General features: G+C 41.1%; 11 protein-coding genes. 10 read left to right on the plus strand and 1 reads right to left on the minus strand.

The window, feature by feature from the left end:
• The first annotated feature begins 213 nt into the window (after positions 1 to 213).
• A complete protein-coding gene (gene panP / locus P4S60_RS02640) occupies positions 214 to 1,842 on the plus strand; it encodes a pyridoxal-dependent aspartate 1-decarboxylase PanP (protein ID WP_337114911.1) in 1,629 nt (542 codons plus the stop codon).
• Between the two features lie 276 nt (positions 1,843 to 2,118).
• Here panP and argE read toward each other — a convergent pair whose 3' ends face one another.
• The gene (gene argE, locus P4S60_RS02645; protein WP_337114912.1) at positions 2,119 to 3,285 is read right to left on the minus strand and encodes an acetylornithine deacetylase; all 1,167 of its coding nucleotides are present in this window, start codon (positions 3,283 to 3,285) and stop codon (positions 2,119 to 2,121) included.
• Between the two features lie 220 nt (positions 3,286 to 3,505).
• On the opposite strand from argE, the gene argC reads away from it, so the two are divergent.
• From argC to P4S60_RS02690, 9 genes are all read left to right on the plus strand, one after another.
• On the plus strand, positions 3,506 to 4,516 hold the full coding sequence (argC, locus tag P4S60_RS02650) for an N-acetyl-gamma-glutamyl-phosphate reductase (RefSeq protein WP_337114913.1): 1,011 nt from the start codon (positions 3,506 to 3,508) through the stop codon (positions 4,514 to 4,516).
• Positions 4,516 to 5,274, plus strand: coding sequence for an acetylglutamate kinase (gene argB, locus P4S60_RS02655; protein WP_337114914.1), 759 nt, complete (start codon positions 4,516 to 4,518; stop codon positions 5,272 to 5,274). Before argC ends, argB begins: the two co-directional genes overlap by 1 nt.
• A gap of 7 nt (positions 5,275 to 5,281) precedes the next feature.
• Positions 5,282 to 6,202 (plus strand): ornithine carbamoyltransferase, encoded by a 921-nt coding sequence (locus P4S60_RS02660; RefSeq protein ID WP_063703145.1) that lies wholly within the window; start codon positions 5,282 to 5,284, stop codon positions 6,200 to 6,202.
• A 9-nt stretch (positions 6,203 to 6,211) separates the two neighbouring features.
• Complete coding sequence (locus tag P4S60_RS02665; RefSeq protein WP_337114915.1) at positions 6,212 to 7,414, plus strand: argininosuccinate synthase; 1,203 nt, start codon at positions 6,212 to 6,214, stop codon at positions 7,412 to 7,414.
• 53 nt (positions 7,415 to 7,467) lie between these two features.
• Positions 7,468 to 9,330 (plus strand): argininosuccinate lyase, encoded by a 1,863-nt coding sequence (gene argH / locus P4S60_RS02670; protein WP_337114916.1) that lies wholly within the window; start codon positions 7,468 to 7,470, stop codon positions 9,328 to 9,330.
• A gap of 251 nt (positions 9,331 to 9,581) precedes the next feature.
• Positions 9,582 to 9,788: a hypothetical protein gene (locus P4S60_RS02675; protein WP_287246080.1), complete on the plus strand. Its 207-nt coding sequence runs from the start codon at positions 9,582 to 9,584 to the stop codon at positions 9,786 to 9,788.
• A 13-nt stretch (positions 9,789 to 9,801) separates the two neighbouring features.
• A complete protein-coding gene (locus P4S60_RS02680) occupies positions 9,802 to 10,344 on the plus strand; it encodes a hypothetical protein (RefSeq protein ID WP_105181289.1) in 543 nt (180 codons plus the stop codon).
• Positions 10,334 to 10,852, plus strand: a complete 519-nt coding sequence (locus P4S60_RS02685; RefSeq protein ID WP_105181288.1) for a hypothetical protein — start codon at positions 10,334 to 10,336, stop codon at positions 10,850 to 10,852. Before P4S60_RS02680 ends, P4S60_RS02685 begins: the two co-directional genes overlap by 11 nt.
• Positions 10,853 to 10,855: 3 nt before the next feature.
• The gene (locus P4S60_RS02690) at positions 10,856 to 11,389 is read left to right on the plus strand and encodes a hypothetical protein (RefSeq protein WP_337114917.1); all 534 of its coding nucleotides are present in this window, start codon (positions 10,856 to 10,858) and stop codon (positions 11,387 to 11,389) included.
• The last annotated feature ends 8 nt before the right edge of the window (positions 11,390 to 11,397 follow it).

Below are 11,397 nucleotides of genomic sequence, written 5' to 3' on the forward strand. Positions count from 1 at the left end.
CAAAAAATGCGGGGCTGATACTAGAAAATGCCCGCAAATTTCATTAACTGATCACTTTTTTGCCATCGAAATTAGGGCTTTTTTGCTTTATGCGAGACATTTTCGTGATATTCCAGTAAAGTTAGCCAATTTCGTAGAAACAGTGCCGCAAAAGTGCTCACCAAGGTGTCCCATCATCGGGTGCATTTTTAGCTGCTAATTATGGGTATTAGGATGGATCAAAAGCGTTGTGCCGTCGCCTCTAAAGAAAGCTTGATTCGTATTTTTACGGTGCCAGAAGCACCAGACTCGACATTAAGTAAAATCGAATCTGAAATTTCTAGCAATTTAGCTGGGTTCCTAAATGAGAACATTGCAGCGATTGAAAAGCCTTTGCACGAAATTGAAAAAGACTTTCAAACGGCCACTATTCCAGAAGAGCCAACTTTTGTTTCTGATTACGCTCAAGACATTATGGAGCAGTTAGTTGCTCATTCTGTGCATACCAGCGCGCCGAGCTTTATTGGCCATATGACCTCAGCGTTACCGCACTTTGTGTTACCGCTATCTAAGTTAATGGTCGGTCTAAACCAAAACCTAGTAAAAATTGAAACTTCAAAAGCATTCACACCACTTGAAAGACAAGTATTGGGAATGATGCATCATCTTGCTTATGGTGAAAATGACAGTTTTTACAGTAAATGGATGCACAGTGCGAAAACCTCATTAGGCGCATTTTGTTCAGGTGGCACTGTCGCTAACATTACCGCTTTATGGATTGCCCGCAACCGTTTATTAAAAGCCGATGGTGATTATAAAGGCATTGCTGCACAGGGGTTAATCGCTGGAATGCTGCACTATGGTTACAAAGGCTTAGCTGTACTTGTATCTGAGCGAGGCCATTACTCATTAGGTAAAACCGTTGATTTACTGGGCATCGGTCGCGATAACATCATTGCCATTGCTACTGGCGAAAATAATAAAGTTGATGTCGATGCGATGCGCAAAAAGGCTCATGAGCTTGAAGCGTCTGGTATTAAGGTAATGGCGCTTGTGGGTGTTGCTGGGACAACTGAAACGGGTAGTATCGATCCACTAAATGAGATGGCTGATTTGAGCGAAGAGCTTGGCTGTCATTTTCATGTCGACGCTGCATGGGGCGGTGCAACCTTACTTTCTTCAAATTACCGCCACCTTTTAAGCGGTATTGAGCGCGCTGATTCAATTACCATTGATGCACACAAACAAATGTATGTGCCAATGGGGGCAGGTCTAGTGTTGTTTAAAGACCCTGCCGCAACGGATGCTATTGAGCATCATGCTGAATATATTCTTCGTAAAGGGTCAAAAGATTTAGGGAGTCATACACTCGAGGGCAGCCGCCCTGGTATGGCAATGTTAGTACATGCTTGCTTACGTGTTATTGGCCGAAAAGGCTATGAGATGCTGATTGACCGTAGCATCGTGAAAGCACGCACCTTTGCCAATATGATCAAGCAAGATGAAGACTTTGAGTTAATTTCAGAGCCAGAGCTTTGCCTATTAACCTACCGTTACGTACCAAAAGAAATCCAAGCAAAGCTGAATGAGGCTGACGAAGAAACGAAATTAGATATTTACGCTTCGTTGAATCGCTTTACTGCAAGCATGCAAAAACGTCAGCGTGAAGCGGGTCGTTCTTTTGTATCCCGTACTCGTTTAACACCTGCAAAGTATGACCATCAACCTACCGTGGTTTTTCGCGTTGTTTTAGCTAACCCATTAACCTCTAAAGCGATTCTAAAAGATATTTTAGCGGAGCAAAAAGAGCTGGCGAAAACCGACCCGGTATTTAAAAAATATTTAAGTAAGTATATGGATTAACAAAGGGAGCGTGATACTCCCTTTTTATTATACCCAAGCCACCTCAAGATGCAGAATTCAGCGTTTCACAGGTGCTTAATATCAAGGCGTTACTTTGTAAGAATGGTAGTCCCTTTTAAAGAAGTAACAACGATGAGAGTAAGTGCCTGTGAAGCGCCCGAAGGGTTGGTTTAAAAGCGATTTATACTGCGTTATTGATTTTAACAATAGAACCACTATTACTTGCAATCAATGCCTTGTCTAAATCGCTTTTAATTCCAACTGAAACTCGCATCTTTAGGTGGTTTGGGTATATTCACTAAAGCAGCTTGCTTTGATCATGTTACTGATAATCGCTTGCGAAGGTTTAATTTTTTCCATCGCCAAAAACTCATCTGGCTGGTGGGCTTGGTTAATTGAGCCCGGTCCCATGACAATGGTTTCGCAGCCAAGCTGTTGAATGAAAGGGGCTTCTGTACAATAGTTCACAGCAACAGCGGGTTGACCCGAGACTTTTTCGGCCAGCTTTACTAATGCTGTATCCGTGCTGCCGCTAAACGCAGGGATAGGTTCATGCATGTCGATAACAGTTACAGCATTTGGGTATTGGGTATTAATTTCTTCTGCAGCAGTTAGCAAAATCGCTTGCAGTTCTTGCACGCTTAAACCAGGTAAAGGTCGCATATCAATGTGCATTTCACAGCAGCCACAAATGCGGTTGGCATTGTCGCCACCATGAATATGACCAAGGTTCAAAGTAGGGTACGGAATTTCAAAGTGGTCAACTGAATATTTATTCTTTAACTCTTCTTTAATGATTAACAATTTTGTAATCATTTTATGCATGACTTCGATGGCGTTTAAACCACGCTCAGGATCAGAGCTATGGCCTGAGCGGCCAATCACACGAATCGCTGTACTCATATGGCCTTTATGAGTAAATACTGGTGTCATATCAGTTGGTTCACCAATAATACAACGCGCTGGTTTTAAATCTGGGTGGCGGCAAATTTGCTGTGCACCGGCCATCGTGGTTTCTTCATCGGCTGTGGCTAGGATCAATAGTGGCTCTGTTTGCTTCGTAGCATCAAGCTCGCTAATTGCCTGCAATACAAAGGCAAAAAAGCCTTTCATATCAATACTACCTAAACCATAAAGTTTATTGTCATGCTCGCTGAGTTTAAACGGATCGTAATTCCAGCGGCTATCATCAAATGGCACCGTATCGGTATGACCTGCAAGCATTAAACCGCCATCCCCTTCACCACGTTTGGCTAATAAGTTGTAACGGCCTTTGCCGTTTTCAAGCTCCGTGATTTCACAAGTAAAACCAAGGCTTTCGCACCAATTTGCGAGCAAGGTGATAACCCCTTTATTGCTCATGCACAAAGAATCTTCAATCGCACTAATTGAAGGGGCTGCAATCAGCTGCTGATACATAGATAAAAAAGAGGGTAGCGACATAAAAAATCCAAAAATAATTATTCAATCTAATTGCATAACAATATAAAAGTATTTATGATGAATATCAATTCACTTTTTAAGCATAAATATTAGTAAAGCTGTACGATGAACACGAAACGACGATAACCTGATTTCATTACTTTAGACAGTGTTTTTATTCGCAATTCAGCGAGTAATTTTAGGCGTATCGATAAACAGATTTAATAGGTAAAAGTAAGCAATGAATGTAGTGATTATTGGCGCAAGTGGTTATAGCGGCGCAGAGCTAGCAAGTTTAGTTGCTAAGCATCCAAAACTGACCCTAAAAGCATGTTATGTGTCTGAAGGGAGTTTAGATAAAGATAAATTATTAAGCGATTTATACCCTGAGCACCTTGGATTGTTAGAGTATCCACTACAGCCTCTAACAGCTGAGGCTTTCCAAGATATCGAAAATAATGCTGATTATGTGTGCCTGTGTACAGACCACAAGGTCAGTGTTGATCTTGCTCCCCAATTTTTAGCCATGGGTAAAAAAGTATTCGACCTATCTGGTGGTTTCCGTTTAGCTGGGAATGAGGATTACCTAACTTATTACGGTTTCGCACATGAACATCCAGAGCTTTTAGAGCAAGCAGCGTATGGTTTAGCTGAATGGAATAGCGATGCAATTAGTAAAGCAAACCTCGTTGCTGTAGCGGGTTGTTACCCAACCGCAGCACTTAATTCTTTAAAACCACTTAAAGAAGCAGGTTTATTAGCTGATCAAGCCATTATTGTTAATGCGGTGTCAGGTGTTACAGGCGCTGGCAGAAAAGCCAGTGTTAATACACACTTTTGCGAAGTATCACTTGCTCCTTATGGTTTGTTTAATCACAGACACACACCTGAGATTGAGCAGCACCTTGGTCACCCTGTGCTATTCACCCCACATTTGGGTAATTTTCCTCGCGGAATTTTAGAAACTATTTATGTGCAATTAAAACCGGGCGTAACAGCAGAGCAAGTGAGCGCGGCATATCAAGTGTTAGCTAATGAGCCGTTAATTCGCTTACTTGGCAATAAAATTCCAAGCATCAAAGGCGTCGCTAAACAACCATTTGTTGATATTGCATGGCAACAAAAAGGTGAGCAACTCATTGTTATGTCAGCGATTGATAACCTTCTAAAAGGTGCGGCAGGACAAGCATTACAGTGTATTAATTTAGCCATGGGTGAACCTCACCACACTGGTTTAGTAGGAGCGCTGTAATGAAAACTTGGATCATTAAAGTCGGTGGTGCTGTGTTAAATAGCGCCGATGCAGCAAAAGCGCTTTTTGATGTTTTAGCCTCTGAACAAGATAACTTTGTCATTGTTCATGGTGGTGGTGCCTTAGTGGATGCTTGGTTACAAGACGCAGGTTTTGTAACTGCAAAACATCAAGGCTTACGTATCAGCCCAAATGAGCAAATGCCTTATATTGTTGGTGCCCTTGCAGGTTGTGCCAATAAACAATTAATGAGCCAAGCAATCAGCGCTGGTCACAAACCTGTGGGTTTAAGCCTTTATGAAGCGGGTGTACTGGTATCTGAAAAACTTAAAGTATTGGCGCAAGTAGGTCAGTGTTCAGGTAGTTGTGACAGCGTGCTACCTAGCTTGCTTGAACAAGGTCGTTTACCCCTAGTGAGCTCTATTGGCTTTGGGGAAGATGGTCAGTGGTACAACGTCAATGCAGATGAAGCCGCGACGGCTATCGCTAAAGAGCTTGATGCAGAACTTATTTTTATGACTGATGTAGAAGCTGTACTTGATGCCAATAAGCAGCCACTACACCAACTTAATACGCAGCAAATCGAAACACTTATCCTTGAAGGAGTTATTCAGGGCGGGATGGAGGTCAAAGTAAAGACCAGCCTTCTTGCTGCCCAACATTTACGACGTGGTGTGTATATCTCAAGCTGGCTTAAGCCAGAGAATTTAGTCGCTTTATTAAAGGGCGAGCATGTAGGAACGAAAATTACACCATAGGTATTTCATGTTAAAGAATTTCTTAAATGGTCTTGAATTAGACCAAAAAGGCGCCCTTAAATTACTTAACTTAGCGCAAAAAATTAAAGCAAATCCAGCTGATTTTAGCCAAGCATTAGCGGGAAAATCAGTGGTTACCTTGTTCGAAAAACCCAGCTTACGTACCCGTTTGTCATTTGATATTGGTATTAATAAATTAGGCGGTCATGCGGTTTATTTAGATTCACAAAATGGTGCCATGGGTGCTCGTGAATCAGTTAAAGACTTTGCTCTTAATATCTCCGCTTGGGCTGATGGCATTGTTGCTCGCGTGTATGCACACAAAACACTGACTACACTTGCTGAGTACTCATCGGTGCCTGTCGTTAATAGCCTGTGTGATTTATATCACCCATGCCAAGCGCTTGCTGACTTTTTAACGCTGCAAGAAGTGCATGGCGATGTTAGCAAACTAAAGCTTGCTTACTTAGGTGAAGGTAACAACGTCACACACTCTCTAATGTTATTAGCTGCCACTTTAGGCACTGATTTTGTTGCAGTTTGTCCTAAAGGCAGTTCGCCAGATTCACAAATTCTCAAGCAAGCAGAGCAAATTGCAGCAATGAATGGTGCGTCTGTTATGGTAAGTGACAGAATTGAGGCGGCAGTTGGCGCAAATGCAGTCTATGCTGATACCTGGGTTTCAATGGGTGATAAAACACCGCTTGAGCAGGTAAAAGCTAAATATATGCCTTACCAGCTTAACCAAGCCCTATTAGAGAAAACAGGTGCGCAGACTGTACTACATTGTCAGCCAGCGCATCGTGAGTTTGAAATTACCTCTGAGGTAATGGATGGCCCAGCATCAAAAATTATTCAACAAGCAGAGAATCGTATGCACGCGCAAAATGCTCTACTTGTCACATTATTAAATCCAAATTTTGTTTAAGGAACACCAATGAGTTCAATTAAAAAAGTCGTACTAGCCTATTCTGGTGGTCTTGATACATCGGCAATCGTGCCATGGTTAAAAGAAAACTACGGCTGTGAAGTAATCGCGTTTGTTGCTGATGTAGGCCAAGGCGCAGAAGAGCTCGAAGGCGTTGAAGCAAAAGCCATTGCTTCAGGTGCGTCGGAATGTCATATCGTAGACTTAAAAGACGAAATGGTCAGTGACTATATATACCCAACTTTAAAAACGGGCGCTATTTACGAAGGTACTTACCTACTAGGTACGTCTATGGCACGTCCGATTATTGCTAAAGCGCAAGTTGAAATTGCCCGTAAAGTCGGTGCTGATGCGCTTTCACATGGTTGTACAGGTAAAGGTAACGACCAAGTACGTTTTGAGTCATGTTTCGCTGCATTGGCACCGGATCTAAAAGTGATTGCGCCATGGCGTGAGTGGGACTTATCAAGCCGTGAATCATTACTTGATTACTTAGCTGAGCGTAATATTCCATGCTCTGCTTCAGCGACAAAAATTTATAGCCGTGATGCTAACGCTTGGCACATTTCTCATGAAGGTGGTGAACTTGAAGATCCATGGTGCCAACCAAGTGATCAAGTATGGACATGGACTAACTCGCCAGAGCAAGCGCCAAATGAAGCTGAATATGTAACATTAAACGTTGTTGAAGGTGAAGTGGTTGCAGTAAACGGTGAATCACTAACACCATATGACTGCTTAGTTAAATTAAACGACATTGCTGCGCCACATGGTGTTGGTCGTGTTGATATCGTAGAAAACCGTTTAGTTGGCATGAAGTCGCGTGGTTGTTATGAAACACCAGGGGGCACAGTGATCATGGCAGCTCTTCAAGCGGTTGATGAGCTTGTGTTAGATAAATCAAGCCGTAAGTGGAAAGAAGTGCTTGGTGGTGAATTCTCTCACCTAGTGTATGACGGTCGTTGGTTTACGCCATTAAAAGACTCGATTCTTGCAGGGGCTGAATCTCTGTCTAAGTTAGCAACGGGTGAAGTTGTGCTTAAGCTTTATAAAGGCCAAGTCACTGCGGTACAGAAAAAATCACCGAATAGCTTATACAGCGAAGACTTTGCAACCTTTGGCGAAGATGATGTATATGACCAATCACATGCTGAAGGCTTCATTCGTTTATTCTCGCTATCAAGCAGAATCTCAGCACTAACGAAAAAGTAATTTAATTATTGCCCTGCACTAGCAGGGCAATAGCCGAATTTGGAGACAGTTCAATGGCACTATGGGGCGGACGTTTTTCTACGGGTCCAGATGAAGCGTTTAAACAATTCAACGATTCACTTCCTTTTGATTATCAACTTGCAGAGCAAGACATTATTGGTTCAGTTGCTTGGGCAGGGGCGTTAAAACAAGTTAACGTACTTAATCAGCAAGAATACGATGACCTCGTTGCAGCACTTAATAAGCTGCTAGATGAGGTTAAAGCAAACCCACAAGCAGTCGCTGTAGCAGGACATGAAGACATTCATTCTTATGTTGAATCAGCACTGATTGATAAAGTGGGCGACCTTGCTAAAAAACTTCATACAGGTCGTAGTCGTAATGACCAAGTTGCAACCGATTTCCGCTTATGGTGTCGTGATACTGCTGAGCATATCCTTGAGGCAATTGCAGAGCTCAAAGGTGAGTTTATTGCCTTAGCTGAGCGTGAGCTTGGTACTATTTTACCGGGTTACACACACTTACAGCGCGCACAACCTGTGTTATTTAGTCATTGGTGTATGGCCTATGTTGAAATGCTTGAGCGTGATGAAAGCCGTTTAACCGACGCCAAGAACCGTATGAATTATTGTCCACTTGGTAGTGGTGCTTTAGCTGGAACAGCGTACCCAATTGATAGGCAAATTCTTGCCGAAGGGTTAGGTTTTACCGGTGCAACACGTAATAGCCTTGACGCCGTATCTGACCGTGACTTTGTGGTTGAGTTATTAAGCTGCGCATCGATTTCGATGATCCACTTATCGCGCATGGCAGAAGATTTAATTTTTTATAACTCGGGTGAAGCGGGCTTTATTGAGCTTTCTGATGGGGTAACATCAGGCTCTTCTCTTATGCCTCAAAAGAAAAACCCGGATGCTCTAGAATTAATTCGTGGTAAAACGGGCCGTGTATTTGGGGCATTCAGTGCCATGATGATGACTCTTAAAGCACTACCACTTGCTTACAATAAAGATATGCAAGAGGACAAAGAAGGCTTATTTGATGCGATGCCAACTTGGCTGGCATGTATTCATATGGCGCAGGCATGCATTAAAGGTATTAAAGTTAATGCAGAGAGAACATTAGCGGCAGCAAAAGGCGGCCACTCAAATGCGACTGAGCTTGCTGACTATTTAGTGGCTAAAGGTATTCCATTTAGAGAAGGCCATCACATTGTTGGTACGCTCGTGCAAATGGCTATTGCACAAGGGAATAACTTAGAAGATTTAAGTTTAGAGCAATTTAAGTCTGTGCATAGCATTTTCGAATCAGATGTATATCCTGTATTAGAAATAGACGCGTGTATTAAAGCAAGAAAAGCGCTGGGTGGCACGTCACTTGAGCAAGTAACAAGCGCCATTAAATACGCAAAAAAACAGCAAATAGCGGTACGTGACGCAACCTTAAATGATGTTGAGTCAATCGCTAAGCTTATTCAGCATTGGGCGACGGTAGGTGAAAACCTACCACGCGCTAAGAGCGACATGATTCACTCAATCAATGAGTTTGCTGTTACTGAGGTTGAAAACCAAGTTACTGGCTGTGCCTCGCTGTATATTTACGACACTGGCCTTGCTGAAATTCGCTCGCTCGGGGTGGACCCCGAATCACGAATTGCAGGGCAGGGGCGTCAACTTGTTGAACATTTGCTTAAAAAAGCCAAAAGCTTGGCGCTTAGTCGGGTAATTGTCTTGACAAGAGTGCCAGAATTTTTTGCAAGCCAAGGTTTCAGCTTTTGTAGCAAAGACAGTTTGCCAGAAAAAGTGATCAAAGATTGTGAGCTTTGCCTTCGTAAAGATAATTGCGATGAAGTGGCAATGGAATATATTTTAAAGCCAAGTAATAGCGCGGTGATCCCGTGTAAACACCTGGCTTAAATTCCCTGGATGAGAAAAACGCACGGTTACCCCTGTGCGTTTTTTTATGCCTGAAATTTAGATTTTCTGAATTTTATGATCAAAAAGATCAAAATTTATAAAAGTTGGATCGTTAATTGCTTTTATTATCAGCGCGGTGGCAACGTCGCGATGAAGTATAAAAAAGCGTCAAAAAAATGAGAGCGCTTAACTCAGCTTACAAGCTATTGTAAGCTGTACTGAAAAAACAATTAACTTAAAGGAATTAACTTATGCAAATTTCAAACAATAGCCAATTGCAAATGCAAGCTTACAGCCAAATGCAACAAACAAAGCCTGCTTTGGAACAAACTACTAGTAATAAAACCCTGCAATCTGATACAGTAACTTTATCAAGTGAAGCGCTGTCTTTATCAGGCGGTGCAGAGATTCAACGCGGTGGCGGTGTAATTCTTCCTCCTAGTAAGAAGGAAGAATGATTATAGGAAAACAATGTTTTTAACTGAGCAATTTGGATTTTTTTCATTATCAGCCCTATCTGCTTGGGGATTTTTAATGGCATTTTTCTTTAACGTTTTTGTTTATAGTTTAGATGTCAAGCGTCGTACTACCTTGTTGCTCAGCTCTTTTATAATGATGCTTTCTTATATGGCTGGTGATTATTTCTTCACTTGGATTTCTTCTACCGCCGCAACTTATTTTGATTGGGTACTTTACGACTTAGCAACAGTATTAGCGCTCTTAACTGGGTATTATTTCATAAATAAAACGACCCCTTCCTTTTTATATCTAGTCGTTGGTTTAGCCGTTAACATTACTCTATTTATCTCTTTGTATATAGATGTTGAGTTAAATAGAAATTCAACTCCATGGCTACTATGGGATATTTATGCATTTGGAGTTAACTTCGTTGATTACAGTATGATTGCAGTTCTTATTATCGATAGAGACATATACGGTCTGCATAAACTTAAAAAATCTATCAAATCTCACTTTAGGAATAAAAAAGTAGTAAATACCTCTAATGTATCTTGATTCAATTACTGGCCAGCTGGTTGGAATTTTTATTGAATGGGGGGTACTTATGGCTTTCTTGTTTAATCTATCGACCAGCATTAATAAAGTTGATAAATCTCCTCTGATTTTATCTGCGATTATGGCCTTATCATATTTTGTTACGGATGTTATTAAATTATCTGACGCGCCATACTTGAATTGGTTTCTATACGATTTGATAACAATATTAGTGATCTCTTTTTGGTTGTTAGTAAAAAGTGTAAAACTCTTTACAGCTTCAATTTATGTAATCGCTGGATTACTGCTTAATGCAAGTTTTATGCTCTCGATGCATTACGATATTTTCATACTAGGTAATCGAGAACCTTGGCTTTTGTGGAGTGTATTTTCGATAGGTGTAAATTTACTAGATTTAATGATGATAATTGCTATTGCATCCAATAAAGACTTTTTACTACTCAAAAAATTTGTTAAGTATCCTATGTCGTCGAGCGAAAAACCTGAAGAAAAGTTGGAATTGATCTAATCAATGATTGGAGTGGTTCAAGAAAACATAGGTTTATATCTAGCTACATTTATTATGTGGGGATTTTTAATGGCCTTTTTATACAATATGGTCAAAAAATCTTCATTTCCAGGTGGTGATGGCACCAAGATGTGGATCTCATTCACAATGTTTATTTCATATATGGCTAGTGATCCGTTGCTGAATATCACTTTTGGATACGATATTTTGGATACAACATTAGCTTATCTAATCTGGGCTTGTTCTGATATTGTCATTTTCTTTATAGTGTGGCTAATTTCAAAAAGTAAAAGCATTTTTGATGAGCCTGTAAAGCTCTATATTTCAATTGGTCTAAGCGTAAATATATCACTGTTTTTAGGTATGTATTTCGATATTAACTACGCCTATACAGGAAGCTGGTGGTTTTGGGATGTCTACAGTATTACAGTGAACCTGATGGATATCATGATGCTCATCGCACTTTTCAGTAATAAAGACTTTTTAGGGCTTGTGAAGCTATACAGGAAAGTTCGAGGCCAAGCTGAACTAGCTTGACCCCAATT

It is taken from the genome of Pseudoalteromonas sp. Hal040, assembly GCF_037162425.1.
In the GTDB taxonomy this organism is placed as follows: domain Bacteria; phylum Pseudomonadota; class Gammaproteobacteria; order Enterobacterales; family Alteromonadaceae; genus Pseudoalteromonas; species Pseudoalteromonas gelatinilytica.